The 13,023-nt window shown below is 65.7% G+C and carries 14 protein-coding genes; 7 read left to right on the forward strand and 7 right to left on the reverse strand.

What is annotated here, in order from left to right; translation table 11 throughout:
* Position 1: 1 nt before the first annotated feature.
* From IB257_RS24380 to IB257_RS24390, 3 genes are all read right to left on the reverse strand, one after another.
* Positions 2 to 1,120: a Re/Si-specific NAD(P)(+) transhydrogenase subunit alpha gene (locus IB257_RS24380; protein WP_192492924.1), complete on the reverse strand. Its 1,119-nt coding sequence runs from the start codon at positions 1,118 to 1,120 to the stop codon at positions 2 to 4.
* A gap of 230 nt (positions 1,121 to 1,350) precedes the next feature.
* Complete coding sequence (locus IB257_RS24385; RefSeq protein ID WP_054451095.1) at positions 1,351 to 2,226, reverse strand: N-formylglutamate amidohydrolase; 876 nt, start codon at positions 2,224 to 2,226, stop codon at positions 1,351 to 1,353.
* Between the two features lie 68 nt (positions 2,227 to 2,294).
* Positions 2,295 to 3,284, reverse strand: coding sequence for a tripartite tricarboxylate transporter substrate binding protein (locus tag IB257_RS24390; RefSeq protein ID WP_192330057.1), 990 nt, complete (start codon positions 3,282 to 3,284; stop codon positions 2,295 to 2,297).
* Positions 3,285 to 3,476: 192 nt separating this feature from the next.
* On the opposite strand from IB257_RS24390, the gene gcvA reads away from it, so the two are divergent.
* The 3 genes from gcvA to IB257_RS24405 all read left to right on the forward strand — a co-directional run bounded on the left by gcvA (position 3,477) and on the right by IB257_RS24405 (position 6,460).
* Positions 3,477 to 4,403: a transcriptional regulator GcvA gene (gene gcvA, locus IB257_RS24395; protein ID WP_054451097.1), complete on the forward strand. Its 927-nt coding sequence runs from the start codon at positions 3,477 to 3,479 to the stop codon at positions 4,401 to 4,403.
* A gap of 7 nt (positions 4,404 to 4,410) precedes the next feature.
* The gene (mnmA, locus tag IB257_RS24400) at positions 4,411 to 5,529 is read left to right on the forward strand and encodes a tRNA 2-thiouridine(34) synthase MnmA (protein ID WP_054451098.1); all 1,119 of its coding nucleotides are present in this window, start codon (positions 4,411 to 4,413) and stop codon (positions 5,527 to 5,529) included.
* Between the two features lie 112 nt (positions 5,530 to 5,641).
* A complete protein-coding gene (locus IB257_RS24405) occupies positions 5,642 to 6,460 on the forward strand; it encodes a sulfite exporter TauE/SafE family protein (protein ID WP_054451099.1) in 819 nt (272 codons plus the stop codon).
* Positions 6,461 to 6,666: 206 nt separating this feature from the next.
* Here IB257_RS24405 and IB257_RS24410 read toward each other — a convergent pair whose 3' ends face one another.
* Complete coding sequence (locus IB257_RS24410; protein ID WP_054451100.1) at positions 6,667 to 7,272, reverse strand: glutathione S-transferase; 606 nt, start codon at positions 7,270 to 7,272, stop codon at positions 6,667 to 6,669.
* 161 nt (positions 7,273 to 7,433) lie between these two features.
* Between IB257_RS24410 and purB the strand changes: the two genes are divergently transcribed.
* The 3 genes from purB to IB257_RS24425 all read left to right on the forward strand — a co-directional run bounded on the left by purB (position 7,434) and on the right by IB257_RS24425 (position 10,202).
* Complete coding sequence (gene purB, locus IB257_RS24415; protein ID WP_054451101.1) at positions 7,434 to 8,810, forward strand: adenylosuccinate lyase; 1,377 nt, start codon at positions 7,434 to 7,436, stop codon at positions 8,808 to 8,810.
* A 56-nt stretch (positions 8,811 to 8,866) separates the two neighbouring features.
* Positions 8,867 to 9,325 carry a cytochrome c gene (locus IB257_RS24420; protein ID WP_054451102.1) on the forward strand — a complete coding sequence of 153 codons (459 nt, stop codon included), beginning with the start codon at positions 8,867 to 8,869 and terminating at the stop codon, positions 9,323 to 9,325.
* 127 nt (positions 9,326 to 9,452) lie between these two features.
* The gene (locus IB257_RS24425; RefSeq protein ID WP_192492925.1) at positions 9,453 to 10,202 is read left to right on the forward strand and encodes a class I SAM-dependent methyltransferase; all 750 of its coding nucleotides are present in this window, start codon (positions 9,453 to 9,455) and stop codon (positions 10,200 to 10,202) included.
* A 36-nt stretch (positions 10,203 to 10,238) separates the two neighbouring features.
* Here the strand turns inward: IB257_RS24425 and IB257_RS24430 are convergent, their stop codons facing one another.
* The 3 genes from IB257_RS24430 to IB257_RS24440 all read right to left on the reverse strand — a co-directional run bounded on the left by IB257_RS24430 (position 10,239) and on the right by IB257_RS24440 (position 12,316).
* A complete protein-coding gene (locus IB257_RS24430) occupies positions 10,239 to 10,931 on the reverse strand; it encodes a cytochrome b/b6 domain-containing protein (protein ID WP_175163215.1) in 693 nt (230 codons plus the stop codon).
* 84 nt (positions 10,932 to 11,015) lie between these two features.
* Positions 11,016 to 11,297 carry a hypothetical protein gene (locus IB257_RS24435; protein WP_054451105.1) on the reverse strand — a complete coding sequence of 94 codons (282 nt, stop codon included), beginning with the start codon at positions 11,295 to 11,297 and terminating at the stop codon, positions 11,016 to 11,018.
* A 659-nt stretch (positions 11,298 to 11,956) separates the two neighbouring features.
* Positions 11,957 to 12,316 (reverse strand): hypothetical protein, encoded by a 360-nt coding sequence (locus tag IB257_RS24440; RefSeq protein WP_119450525.1) that lies wholly within the window; start codon positions 12,314 to 12,316, stop codon positions 11,957 to 11,959.
* Positions 12,317 to 12,406: 90 nt separating this feature from the next.
* Between IB257_RS24440 and IB257_RS24445 the strand changes: the two genes are divergently transcribed.
* On the forward strand, positions 12,407 to 12,922 hold the full coding sequence (locus IB257_RS24445) for a GNAT family N-acetyltransferase (RefSeq protein WP_125473678.1): 516 nt from the start codon (positions 12,407 to 12,409) through the stop codon (positions 12,920 to 12,922).
* Positions 12,923 to 13,023: the final 101 nt, after the last annotated feature.

The raw sequence follows: 13,023 nt of genomic DNA on the forward strand, positions 1-13,023 counted from the left end.
GTTAGTTCCTCCGCGCCACGTTGCCGCCTTCGCACACCAGGCAGGCCGCGACGATCTCGTCGTCGCGCTGGATCGCCAGCGCGCCGTCCGCATTGATGATGAGCTTCAGGAAATCCTGGATGTTGCGCGCATACAGCGCCGAAGCGTCGGTCGCGACCAGGCCGGGCAGATTGGTCAGCCCGATGATCGTCACGCCATGCTTTTCCACCACCAGGCCGTTCTCGGACAACGGGCAATTGCCGCCGCGCTCGACCGCCAGGTCCACCAGCACCGAGCCCGGCTTCATGGCCGCGACGGTTTCCGCGGACACCAGTGTGGGGGCGGGGCGGCCGGGAATCAGCGCGGTGGTGATGACGATGTCGGCCTGCTTGCAGCGTTCGGACACGAGCGCGGCCTGCCGAGCCATCCAGGCGGGCGGCATGGGCCGGGCGTAGCCGCCCGTGCCTTGCGCGATCTCGCGTTCTTCGTCCGTTTCGAAAGGGACGTCGATGAACTTGGCGCCCAGCGATTCCACCTGTTCGCGCGCGGCGGGACGCACGTCCGAGGCTTCGACCACCGCGCCCAGCCGCTTGGCGGTGGCGATGGCCTGCAGCCCGGCCACGCCGGTGCCCAGCACGACGGCGCGGGCGGCCTTCAGCGTGCCCGCGGCGGTCATCATCATGGGTATCAGGCGGCCGTAGTGGTGCGCCGCCAGCAGCACGGCCTTGTAGCCGGCCAGGTTGGCCTGCGAGGACAGCACGTCCAGGCTTTGGGCCCGCGTGATGCGGGGCGCGGCTTCCAGCGCGAATCCGGTGAGTCCGGCGGCCGCGATCTGCTGGATGCCTTCGGCGTCGAAGGGGTCCAGCATGCCGACCACGACGGCGCCGGATTTCATCTGGGGCAGTTCCGCGGCAGAAGGCGCGCGCACCTTCATGACGAGTTCTGCCCCCAACGCGTCCTGGGCGCTGCCGAGCGTTGCGCCCGCTGCCTCATAGGCTTCGTCGAGATAGCGGGCGGCAGTGCCTGCCCCGCGCTCCACGATGACGGTGTGTTTTCCGCCTACGTACTTCTTGACGGTCTCCGGTGTTGCTGCGACACGAGTTTCCCCGTCTCGGGTTTCTTTTGGTATCCCGATGTGCATCTACGCCTCTCCTCATTAGTTGGCATCAGTTATACACGGGAAAATGAAAGGAAAGGTGTCGCGCCCCTGGGAAGTGAGGGAGAAGAACCAAGGTTGCATCGGCCAGCCGATGCCCGGCGGCAGACCAAAAAAAACCCCATGGCGAACCATGGGGCTGGGGTCTTGCAACCCAACTGCTCCGGCCAGTCTGACTTTTGCGCTGGCCGGCACCTGCGCGCAAACGTCCGGCGTCAAGCCGTTTGCGCGCGAGTCCAGGTGATCAGCGCGGCGGTGAGTTCGCGCAGATCGGCCTTCAGGCGGCCGTAGTTTTCGGAAGGACGCAGCGAAACTTCGTCCATGTAGAGTTTGCGGTTGATCTCGATCTGCAGACTGTGGCGGCCTTCTTCGGGGCGGCCGAAGGCGCGCACCAGCTCCACGCCCTTGTAGGGATCGTTGACGGTCACGTTGTAGCCGCGTTCGCGCAGCCAGGCGGCGATGAATTCACGGAAGGCCGGGTCGCTGGTGCTGCCGTCGCGGTCGCCCAGCACGAAGTCGGGGTGGACCAGGCCCGGGCGGTCGGTGGCGTAGGCGCCGGCGACGCTGGGCATGGAGTGGCAGTTGATGTGCCAGACCTTGCCGAACTTCTTGTGGGCTGCGTCCAGCACCTGGCCCAGCGCGGCGTGGTAGGGCTTCCAGCAGGCGTCGATGCGGTGGCGCACTTCCGCGACCGTGAGCTTGCGGTTGTAGAGCGGCGTGCCGTCGTCCAGCATGCGCCAGATCAGGCCCTTGCCCAGCTTGACCTTGGGCGAGGCGTTGATGGCGTCGGGCCAGGCGGCGTCCAGCAGCAATTCGTCGATTTCGTCGGGCGAGCGGTTGGCGTCGATGTAGGCGCGCGGGAACGCGGCGGCAATCATCGGCACGCCCATTTCGATGGCGTCGCCCCACAGGTCGTCAACCCAGGTGTCCTCGGCGGTGCGCAATGCGCCAAAGTCCACCGCAGCCGCGAAATCGGGGGGGTAGGCGGTGCCGCTGTGCGGGGAGTCCAGCACGAGGGGAGCCGAGGAGTCCGAATCAGGATATTGCTGCGGGAGGTCGAGCCGGTAAGACAGGGGTTGGGTAATTCGCATAAGGGGGTGTTGCGTTCGTTAATCGGAGGTCCTCGCGCACCGGCGGGCGCGCGAGGACCGAAGATCGCTTAGTCGATCTTCACGTTGGCTTCTTTGGCGATGCGCTTGTTCTTGGCGATTTCAGCCGAGATCTGCGCCGCGAATTCGGCCGGAGTGTTGGCGGCCGGCGCGGCGCCCAGGGCTTCCAGGCGGGTCTTGACGTCGGCTTCGGCGCTGACCTTCTGCACGGCTGCGTTCAGCTTGTCCAGCACGGGCTGGGGCAGCTTGGCGGGAGCCACCAGGCCGAACCAGGACGCGTCGTTCACGGCCGGCAGGCCGGCTTCGGCGAACGTGGGCACGTCGGGCAGGGCGGCCACGCGCTTGGGCGAGGCCACGGCCATGGCGACCAGGCGGCCGGATTGCACGTGCGGCAGCGAGGAGGGCAGGTTGTCATACATGACGTCGACCTGGCCGGCCAGCGCGTCGTTCAGCGCCGGGCCCACGCCGCGGTACGGCACGTGCATCAGGTTGGTGCCCGAAGCCATCTTGAACAGTTCGCCCATCATGTGCGAGACCGAACCGTTGCCGGCCGACGCGTAGGTCAGCTTGCCCGGCTCGCTCTTGGCCAGCTTGATGAAGTCGGCGATGTTCTTGGCCTGGACCTTCGGGTTGATGGTCATGATGTTGGGCACGGCCGCCAGGTTCGAGATGGGCGTGAAGTCCTTCTCGCCATCGAACGGCAGGTTCGGGTAGATGGCCGGGTTGATGCCGTGCGTGCTCACGGTGGCGATGCCCAGGGTGTAGCCGTCCGGCGCGCTGCTGGCGACGAAGGCGCTGCCGATCGAACCGCCGGCGCCGCCGCGGTTTTCCACCACGACGGTCTGGCCCAGCTCCTTGCCCAGCTTGTCGGCGAACAGGCGACCGACGATGTCGGTGGTGCCGCCGGGCGGGAAGGGAACGATCAGGCGGATGGGCTTGGTCGGATACGCGTCTTCAGCGTGCGCGATACCCGAGGTCAGCGGCGCGGCGAGGGTCGCGGCGGCGACGCACAGGCCCAGTACTACGTTACGGCGTTGCATGGATTCCCCTAATGAATTGGAAAGCGGATGCGCAAAGGCAGACGCAAACGCAACGATTCTTTCCTGGCGGTCCGGTTTGCGCAAACGAAAGTTTCTCCGTAAGCTATGACTTTTTTTCATGCCTCTTTTTGCGGCGGCCCGCAACAGGGCCGTTTTCGTTGCGCGGCCTGAAACAATTTGCGTACCTTATCCATGCGGCGATTCTGTCCCTCACTCACGGATCTCCAGGCGTTCGAAGTCGCCGCGAGACATAGCAGTTTCACGCGCGCGGCGCAGGAATTGTGTGTCACGCAGGGCGCGGTCAGTAAGCAGGTGAAACATCTGGAGGAGTTCGTCGGCATCGAACTATTCCTGCGTATCAGGCAAGGCCTGGTCCTGACCGAGGCCGGACGCAGTTACCTGACCAAGATCCAGGCCGGGCTGGGCCAGATCGAAGCCGCCACCGTGGAACTGATCGCGCACCAGGGGCAGGGCGGCACGCTCAACCTGACCTGTATGCCGACTTTCGGGGCGCGCTGGCTGATCCCGCGCCTGACCGCCTTCATGCGCCTGCGGCCGGACATCCACGTCGAATTCCTGCCTCACCGCCAGGGCTATGATTTCTCCACCCCTGAACTGGACGCTGCCGTGCGCTTCGGCGAAGGCATCTGGCCGGGCAGTGGGGCGGACTACATCGTCGGCCGCGAAATCCTGCCGGTCTGCAGCCCGCGCCTGATCCCGGGCGGCTGTGCGGCGCCCGCGGACCTGCTGGCCTATCCGCTGCTGCACCATACCTCGGCGCTGGAAGGCTGGCGCGACTGGTTCGAGCAGGCTGGATGCGATACCCGGCGCAGCCTGGAAGGCGCGCGCTTCGACCAGTACGCGCTGCTGTCGCAGGCGGCCGCGGCCGGCTTCGGCGTGGCGCTGATTCCGCGCTGCCTGATCGAGGACGAGCTGCGCGACGGCAAGCTGGCCGTCGCCATCCAGCTGCCGATACGGGCGCGCATGGGGTACTACCTGTGCTATCCGGAGCAGAAGGCCAACCTGCCCACCCTGCAGGCTTTCCGTACCTGGCTGATGGAAGTGTCGCGGGCGGCCGAGCCGCAGCCGCAGGAAGATGTGCGGACCGATCTAAAATAGACCCATCATGAGTCAAAAACTTACCAAGAAAGGCCGCGTTGTCGTCGGCATGTCCGGCGGGGTCGATTCTTCGGTCACCGCCTGGCTGCTCAAGCAGCAAGGCTACGAGGTCGTCGGCCTGTTCATGAAGAACTGGGAAGACGACGACGATTCCGAATACTGTTCCACCCGCCAGGACCTGCTGGACGCCGCCAGCGTCGCGGATCTGGTCGGGGTCGAGTTCGAGTTCGTCAATTTCGCCGCCGAATACAAGGACCGCGTGTTCGCGGAGTTCCTGCGCGAGTACTCCGCGGGCCGCACGCCCAACCCGGACGTGCTGTGCAATGCCGAGATCAAGTTCAAGGCCTTCCTCGACCATGCCATGGCGCTGGGCGCCGAGCATATCGCCACCGGCCACTACGCGCGGGTGCGCGAGGTGCCGGCCGAAGGCGGCGGCACGCAGTTCCAGCTGCTCAAGGCGCTGGATGCGTCCAAGGACCAGAGCTACTTCCTGCACCGCCTGAATCAGGCGCAGTTGTCGCGCACCATGTTCCCGCTGGGCGAGATCCACAAGACCGAGGTGCGGCGTATCGCGCACGAGATCGGCCTGCATAACGCCGCCAAGAAGGATTCCACGGGTATCTGCTTCATCGGCGAGCGGCCGTTCCGCGAGTTCCTGAATCGCTACCTGCCGACCGAGCCGGGTCCGATCATGACGCCGGAAGGTCAGAAGGTAGGCCGTCACGAAGGGCTGTCGTTCTATACGCTAGGCCAGCGCAAGGGCCTGGGCGTGGGCGGGGTGAAGGGGCGCCAGCGCGAGGACGGCACGGCCGAAGCCTGGTACGTGGCGCGCAAGGACCTGGAGCGCAATGTGCTCTACGTGGTGCAGGGGCATGACCATCCCTGGCTGCTGTCGGGCGAGCTGCGGGCGCAGGACGCGAGCTGGGTCGCCGGCCACGCGCCAGCCCCGGGCGCCTATGGCGCCAAGACGCGCTACCGCCAGGCCGATGCCGCGTGCAGTCTGGCTGGCGCTGCCGACGGCACCTTCAGCCTGAGCTTTACCGAACCGCAGTGGGCGGTCACGCCCGGGCAGTCCGCCGTGCTTTACGATGGCGAGGTTTGCCTGGGCGGCGGCATCATCCTGTAGGTATGGGCGCCGCGCCGGCATTCGCCGCGTGACGTGCACGGATTTCAATCAAAGCCCCTCGGGCGCGGCCCTTGGGGCTTTGTTCATTACCAAGAAGAAAGAGGAGACAGTTGTGGATGTAACGATGGTGATTTGCCTGCTGGTGCTGGGCGGCGTGGTGGGTTTCGCCGCGGGCCTGCTGGGCATAGGCGGAGGCATGTTGCTGGTGCCTTTCCTGACGATGCTGTTCGCGTGGAAGGGCATGCCCGCCGACCTGGTTGTTCATGCCGCCATCGCCACGTCGATGACCTCGATCCTGTTCACTTCCATTTCCAGCGTGCGGGCGCACCAGCAGCGCGGCACGATCAAATGGAACATCGTCTGGGCGATGGCGCCGGGCATCATCATCGGCGGCCTCCTTTCGGGCGGCGCGGTCTTTGCCGCGCTCAGCACGCTGTGGCTGTCGCTGTTCTTCGCGCTGTTCGTCGGCTATTCCGGCTGGAGCATGCTGCAGAACAAGAAGCCCAAGCCCAGCCGCCAGATGCCGGGCGTGGTGGGCACCAGCGCGGCTGGCGCGGGCATCGGCTTTCTGTCTGGCCTGGTGGGCGCGGGCGGCGGTTTCCTGTCGGTGCCTTTCATGGTCTGGTGCAACGTGGCCCTGCACAACGCGGTGTCGACTTCGGCCGCGCTGGGCTTTCCCATCGCGCTGGCCAATAGCGTCGGTTACGTGGTGTCGGGCCTGAACTCGGGCGAAACGCGTCCGGGCATGCTGGGCTATATCTACTGGCCCGCCTTGATCGCGCTAGTCTGCACCAGCGTGCTGACGGCCCCGCTGGGCGCGCGCATGGCCCACCGCCTGCCGGTGCAGACCCTGAAGCGCGTGTTCGCCTGCCTGCTGTTCGCGCTGGCCGCGTACATGCTGTTCAAGGCCTGGCAGACGTTCAACGCCTGAGCCAGGTAGGGCTGCGCCGATAGAAAGGCGCAGCTCACGCAAAAGCGCCGCCGATGCAGAAGCACAGGCGGCGCAGAGGCAAAGGCAGAACGGAAGCGCGGGCGGAGCAGGGGCGAGGCCAAGTAGAAGCCGGGCCGCACGGATCCGGCTCCGCCGGTCCGTAGCGGCGCCCCCTGGGGGGAGGCGCGCAGCGCCTCGGGGGGGGCTTATCCTGGAACGGTATCGATGAAGGACTGGCGCTGCGACAGCTTGTCGTACAGGCGGGCCAGGTTCTGGTGGTTGGTGCGCCAGTCGAGCGCGGCGAAGCGCAGGTCCAGATAGCCCAGCGCGCAGCCGACGGCGATGTCGGCCAGGCTGTAGTTGATGCCCATGCAGTGGGCGTTGTCGCCCAGGCTCTTGTTCATCGCGTCAAGGCTGGCATGGATCTTGGAATACTGGCGCTCGATCCATTCGGGGCTGCGCTGAGCCTCGGGACGCTGGTTTTCCTTGACGATGGTCACGCAGGCGTCCAGGAGGCCATCGGCGATGGCTTCCCAGCACTTGACCGCGGCGCGATCGCGCCCCGGCTGAGGAATCAGGCGGGCAACAGGGGACAGGGTGTCGACGTATTCGACGATGACGCGCGAATCGAAGAGGGCGCCGCCATCTTCCATGACCAGGCAAGGTACCTTGCCCAGCGGGTTGTACGTTTGGATCTGCGTGTCGGCGGACCAGACGTTTTCGAGTTCAAGCCGGTAGTCCAGCTTTTTCTCGGCCATGACGATACGCACTTTGCGCACGTAAGGACTGGTAAGCGAGCCGATCAGTTTCATGGAGTCACAAGCGGAGTCGGAAAGCGGCCGAAGTATAGCAGGCCGCATGACGGCAAGACGGCCAAAAGGCCGGAATCTTCGTCAGTTTGCCACAATGTTGCGCGCTTCCGGATGATAAAATCGCCCGATTCGCTCATTCCCCGCTTTTTCTCTTCCAGACCATGCAAATCGCCGATCAGCTCAGCCAACTCAACGCCCTTTCGCCACTGGATGGCCGGTACGCTTCCCGGGGCGACGCGCTGCGCGGCCTGCTCTCCGAAGCCGGTTTCATGGCGCACCGCGTCGAGGTCGAGGTGGCCTGGCTGGTCGCGCTGTCCGACGCCGGCCTGCCGGAGCTGCCCGCCTTCTCCGAAGCCGCCCGCGCCCGCCTGCAACAATTGGTGCGCGACTTCTCCGAGGCCGACGCCGCCCGCATCAAGGACATCGAACGCGTCACCAACCATGACGTCAAAGCCGTCGAGTACTGGCTGAAGGAAAAAGTGGCCGATGACGCCGAGCTGGCCCGCGCCGCCGAGTTCATCCACTTCGCCTGCACCTCCGAGGACATCAACAACACCTCGCACGCGCTGATGCTGACGCGCGCCCGCAACGAGGTCGTGGTGCCGCGCCTGCGCGAACTCGCCGCCAAGCTGAACGACATGGCGGTGGCCCAGGCCGATCAGCCCATGCTGTCGCGTACCCACGGCCAGCCCGCCAGCCCGACGACGCTGGGCAAGGAATTCGCCAACGTGGCCGCGCGCCTGAACCGCGCCATCGCCGCGGTCGAGGCCGTCGAACCGCTGGCCAAGCTGAACGGCGCCACCGGCAACTACAACGCGCACCTGTCGGCCTACCCCGAAATCGACTGGCCCGCCTTCAGCCAGCGCGTGCTGGCCGGCCTGGGCCTGACCCAGAACCGCCACACCATCCAGATCGAACCGCATGACTGGATGTCGGCCCTGTTCGACGCCATCACGCGCGCCAACATCATCGTGCTGGACCTGGATCGCGACGTCTGGGGTTACGTGGCGCTGGGCTATTTCAAGCAGCGCCTGAAGGAAGGCGAGGTCGGCTCCTCCACCATGCCGCACAAGGTCAACCCGATCGACTTCGAAAACTCCGAAGGCAACCTTGGCCTGGCCAACGCCGTGCTGCGCCACCTCGCGGACAAGCTGCCGATCTCCCGCTGGCAGCGCGACCTGACGGACTCCACCGTCCTGCGCAACCTGGGCGTGGGCCTGGGCTACTGCCTGGTGGCTTGGGATGCCTGCATGCGCGGCCTGGGCAAGCTTGAAGTCAACACCGTCGCCATCGACGCCGACATCGACGCCTGCTGGGAAGTGCTGGCCGAGCCGGTGCAGACCGTCATGCGCCGCTATGGCCTGCCGCAGCCGTACGAACAGCTCAAGGCCTTGACGCGCGGCAAGGGCATCACCGAGGAAGGCCTGCGAGAATTCATCCAGGGCCTGGCCCTGCCCGAAGAGCCCAAGGCGCGCCTGTTGGCGATGACCCCGCGCTCCTACATCGGGCTGGCCGCTGACTTGGCCCGGGCGGTATAGTCGCCTTGCCGCGCGCCCGGGGTGCGCGGCTTCTGTTGACCTTACGGGAGATTGCAATGAAGAAGTTGTCCACGCTCGCCGCGTTGGCCTGTATGACGGTTGGGCCCCTGCTGGCGACGAGCGCGTCCGCGCAGTTCGCCAAGCCCGAGGACGCCATCAAGTACCGCCAGTCGGCGCTGACGCTGATGGCTTCCCACTTCGGCCGCATGGCGCCGGTGGTCAAGGGCCAGCAGCCCTATGACGCCGCGCAGATCAAGGCCAATGTGGAAGTGCTGAAGACCTTGTCGGCCTTGCCGTGGACGGCTTTTGGCGCCGGAACCGAAGGCGGTGACGCGCGTCCTGAAGTCTGGAGCGACGCCGCGGGCTTCAAGCAGAAGCAGCAGGCCTTCCAGGACAATATCGTCAAGCTGTCGGCCGCTGCCGATGCCGGCGACCTGGACAAGCTGCGCGCTGCATTCGGCGACGTCGGCGCAAGCTGCAAGGCCTGTCACGACGCGTATCGCAAGAAGAAATAAAGCGCCTGCCGTCCGCGGACGGCATATGGACAAAGAGGCGCCAGCGTAACCGTTGGCGCTTTTTTTTATGGCGTTGCCGAGCGTGAGTCCCTGGGATTGCGCGTCGGTCCCGCGCAGGGGAGAGGGGATGAAATCCTTTGATGAACTGGTGGCAGAGGCCGACGCCGCCGATGTCAGCGGGTGGGGCTTCGGCTGGCTGACGGGGCGCGCTTCCGAGGAGCGTCCGCCGTGGGGCTACGCCAGGCTGCTTGCGCAGCGCCTGGCCACAGTGCGGTCGGCGCTGGACCTGGATACGGGCGGCGGCGAAGTGCTGGACGAGGCTCCGTACTTTCCACCGACGATGTGCGCGACCGAAGCCTGGCCGCCCAATGCCAGGAAAGCGCATGAACGCCTGGCCGCTCGTGGCGTGCGGCTAGTGCTGACTGCGCCGGGCGCTGGCCTGCCGTTTGCCGATGCGTCGTTTGAGCTCGTGACGTCCAGGCATCCCGTGAGCCCGGCCTGGGCAGAAGTCCGCCGGGTTCTCAAGCCGGGCGGGTGTTACTTCGCCCAGCACGTGGGGCCGGCTTCGGCCTTTGAACTGATCGAGCATTTCCTGGGGCCTTTGCCGGCAGAGCGGCGCCTGCGGGATCCGCAGGATGAGGCGGCCGCCGCAGGGGCCGCGGGACTTGCCGTGACGGACTTGCACACGACCCGTTGCCAGATGGTGTTCCATGACGTCGGCGCCGTGATCTGGGTCCTGCGCAAATGCGTGTGGTGGGTGCCCGATTTTTCGGTGGCGAGGTATCGCGATGCCCTGCTGGCGCTGGATCAGCGGATGCGCCGGGGAGAGCCGTTCGTGGCCCATTCGACGCGGCACTTGATCGAGGCGCGGCGTTGAGTGGGCCGCAGCGCTGTTTTCACGCTGCGTGAACCGTCAGGAAAAAGACATGTCGGCCGCCACTTCCAGCGACCGGATCCACAGCACCAGGCCCGTGACACAGGCGCCCAGCACCAGCGCGCGCAGCCAGACGGCGAAACCGTCCTGCGTGGGGGGCGTGCCGGCGGGCACGTCCTTGGCATCGACCTTGCCGGTGATGATGGCGCGCACCAGGCGCTTGCGGCGCACCAGCGCGTACCAGAGCACAGCTGCAATATGAAGGGCGACCAGGGCCAGGATGACCCACTCGTTCAGCTTGTGCCAGGACGTCATGGCGGCGGAAATGGATTCGCTGACGTGGCCGAACAAGGGGCCCTGCGTCATGATGTCGTCGGTGGTGAACAGGCCGCTGAGCGCCTGGAAGCCGATGACCAGCAGCAGCGCCAGCACCGATAGCGCGCCCAGCGGGTTGTGGCCTGCGGGCGCCGCGGCGCCCTTCAGATAGCGGGCCACGGCCGCCGGGCCGCGCACGAAGTGCGAGAAGCGGGCGTAGCGCGGGCCGACGAATCCCCACAGCAGGCGAAACAGGATCAGGCCCAGCGCCGTACAGCCGAAGCGCACGTGCCAGTCCATGTACAGGCCGCCCAGCTTCACGCTGACGAACGCGCCGACGATGCAGACGACGAGCGCCCAATGGAAGAGGCGGGTGGGAAGGTCCCAGATGTGGACCGCGAGACGGTTGTTCTGCATGGTGGGATCGCCAGGGCTGTATTGCCGGGGACTTTATCACGCACAAATTGCCCCGTTGCTGGCGCAACGGGGCGGGGTACCGCTTCAGTGAGTGGCGCTGCGCACCGGTTCGATGCGATGCACGTGCTCATGGCGGAAGCGGATGCGCTGGCCGGGGGCCTTTTGCGCGGGTGCGCCGCAGGGCACGACTTCCGTCGTGTAGGTGGTCGTGCCATCGATGGGCGCGTTGTAGATGACCGTGGCGCGGATTTCCGGGCCATTTGCGGGCTTCAGGTAAACGATGTCGCCGATATGGATCGGCATGTTGTCCAGCGTGGTATGGGCCGGGCGTCGGATCAGGTCCGAAGTCGTGAAACGAGTATTCATGGTGTTTGTTCTCTTGGTTTCTAGTTATGGGAAAAGCCGCGTCTGGTCGCGTGGCGTGCAGCATTCCTGCCGCGTGCCGCTGCCAGCCGTATCGAATCGGACAGGCGTGTCGTGACACTAACGCATATTTGCCGCCGTCCTTTTGCGCATTCTCATGTTTTGCGCGCACGGCCAGGCGGCGCAATGCTGTCCATCAGTCCGGGACAGCATCGTTTCGGGCTGCGCGATGCGCAAACATGCGCAAAGCATGCGTGCGGACGTGCGCGGCCCGAGGGTTCGTGCAGGACAGGCAGGCCCTGCTGATTGCGGCGCGGTTATCGGTAATCGTCGCTTGCGCGTGTTGTAAGCGCCGCTGATTGTCTTGTTGCTTCTTGCCAAGCCGGACTGGCGGTTTGGTGAAGGCGTCTTGTTCCAGGCCGCAATCCGGATTTGCGGTTTTCGCAAATGGGACGGGATGCTTGGGCTTGGATGTTTTCGAGGGTCTGCTTCGGCGTCTGGGGAGGGGCTGATGTACAGTGCCAGCGCCGTCGTTTATCACCGCGTTTTTTCGTATGGAATTTGGCGAAAACGGCAGAACTCAACCGGTAATATTACAGGCAGTTGATGCTTTTGGCAAGTGTTTTGTGGTAGGGAGGAGACTCCTCCCCCGTCCTTGGCCTTTAATGGGTTGCCGGGCGAGCCTGGCGCTGGGCTTCGATGATGAGGCCTTCCAGGCGCGGCGACATGCGCAGCGCCACTTGCGCGCTGGTCTGGCCGTCCGGCTGGTTTTCGGTTTCCAGGGCGAGTTCGATGCGCTCGTTGTCGAAGGCTTCGGGGGCGGCCTGGATCTCCACATAGCGGGCCAGCAAGGCGTCGACCGCCTTTTGCGCGTCGGCCAGCGCCTCGTCGGACAATTGCCCAGGGCTCAGGTACTGGTTGACCACCCGCGCCAGATCGGTCATGAAGAACAGCAGGGCGGCCGCGCCGCGGCAATCGGGATGGGCAAAGCCCCAGGTATCGGAGGTGGCGTTTTGAGTCATGTCTTGGGGCTGAGCTGTGTTGCAGGGCCGTAATGGCGGAAAACGCCATTTTATGGGATCGGACTACAGGCCCGCATCAGGCATACTGCCATGCCTATGATCAGACTCGCACGACCTTCAGACCTGGCCAGCCTGGCCGATATCGAACGCTCCGCCGCGCGGCGCTTCCTGGGCACGCACATGGCGTGGGCCGCTGGCGACGATACGGCGCCGCACGCCGAGCTGGCGCAGGCGCAGGCGGCCGGATTGCTTTGGATCGCAGAAGGCGAGGGCCAAGCCGCAGGCTTTGCGCTGACCCGGTCCATGGATGGCGATCTCTACCTGGCCGAAATGGCGGTAGCGCTGCCGTGGCAGGGGCGCGGCCTGGGCCGGGCGCTTCTGGCCGCCGTGTGTGCGCATGCCCGCAATGCCGGCTGCTACCGGTTCGTGGTGCTGACCACCGACCGCGAACTATCCTGGAACAGGCCGTTTTATCTGCGGCAAGGTTTCGTCGACGTCGCGACAGAGGAACTCTCGCCCGGGTTGCGGACGCGCCTGAGCCATGAGGCGGCCATGGGTTTTGATCCTGCCCGCCGCTGCGCCATGGCGTATCCCCTGGAGCCATGATGCGGGCGGCGCACCCTGTGTCAACACGCTTCGATAGCAACAAAATCCGCCCGCTGGCAGCGTCGGAAAGCGCCTTCGGGATAATCTGCCGGAGGGCGGCC

The organism is Achromobacter sp. ACM03 (genome assembly GCF_014851665.1).
Taxonomy (GTDB): domain Bacteria; phylum Pseudomonadota; class Gammaproteobacteria; order Burkholderiales; family Burkholderiaceae_B; genus Achromobacter; species Achromobacter aegrifaciens.

Bases quoted from the DNA above. Each gene is read 5' to 3' on its own strand.
- purB (WP_054451101.1), top strand. From the start codon at position 7,434: ATGCAAATCGCCGATCAGCTCAGCCAACTCAACGCCCTTTCGCCACTG.
- IB257_RS24435 (WP_054451105.1), bottom strand. From the start codon at position 11,297: ATGAATACTCGTTTCACGACTTCGGACCTGATCCGACGCCCGGCCCAT.
- IB257_RS24410 (WP_054451100.1), bottom strand. From the start codon at position 7,272: ATGAAACTGATCGGCTCGCTTACCAGTCCTTACGTGCGCAAAGTGCGT.
- IB257_RS24390 (WP_192330057.1), bottom strand. From the start codon at position 3,284: ATGCAACGCCGTAACGTAGTACTGGGCCTGTGCGTCGCCGCCGCGACC.
- IB257_RS24385 (WP_054451095.1), bottom strand. From the start codon at position 2,226: ATGCGAATTACCCAACCCCTGTCTTACCGGCTCGACCTCCCGCAGCAA.
- IB257_RS24440 (WP_119450525.1), bottom strand. From the start codon at position 12,316: ATGACTCAAAACGCCACCTCCGATACCTGGGGCTTTGCCCATCCCGAT.
- gcvA (WP_054451097.1), top strand. From the start codon at position 3,477: ATGCGGCGATTCTGTCCCTCACTCACGGATCTCCAGGCGTTCGAAGTC.
- IB257_RS24425 (WP_192492925.1), top strand. From the start codon at position 9,453: ATGAAATCCTTTGATGAACTGGTGGCAGAGGCCGACGCCGCCGATGTC.
- IB257_RS24430 (WP_175163215.1), bottom strand. From the start codon at position 10,931: ATGCAGAACAACCGTCTCGCGGTCCACATCTGGGACCTTCCCACCCGC.
- IB257_RS24380 (WP_192492924.1), bottom strand. From the start codon at position 1,120: ATGCACATCGGGATACCAAAAGAAACCCGAGACGGGGAAACTCGTGTC.
- IB257_RS24445 (WP_125473678.1), top strand. From the start codon at position 12,407: ATGCCTATGATCAGACTCGCACGACCTTCAGACCTGGCCAGCCTGGCC.
- IB257_RS24420 (WP_054451102.1), top strand. From the start codon at position 8,867: ATGAAGAAGTTGTCCACGCTCGCCGCGTTGGCCTGTATGACGGTTGGG.
- mnmA (WP_054451098.1), top strand. From the start codon at position 4,411: ATGAGTCAAAAACTTACCAAGAAAGGCCGCGTTGTCGTCGGCATGTCC.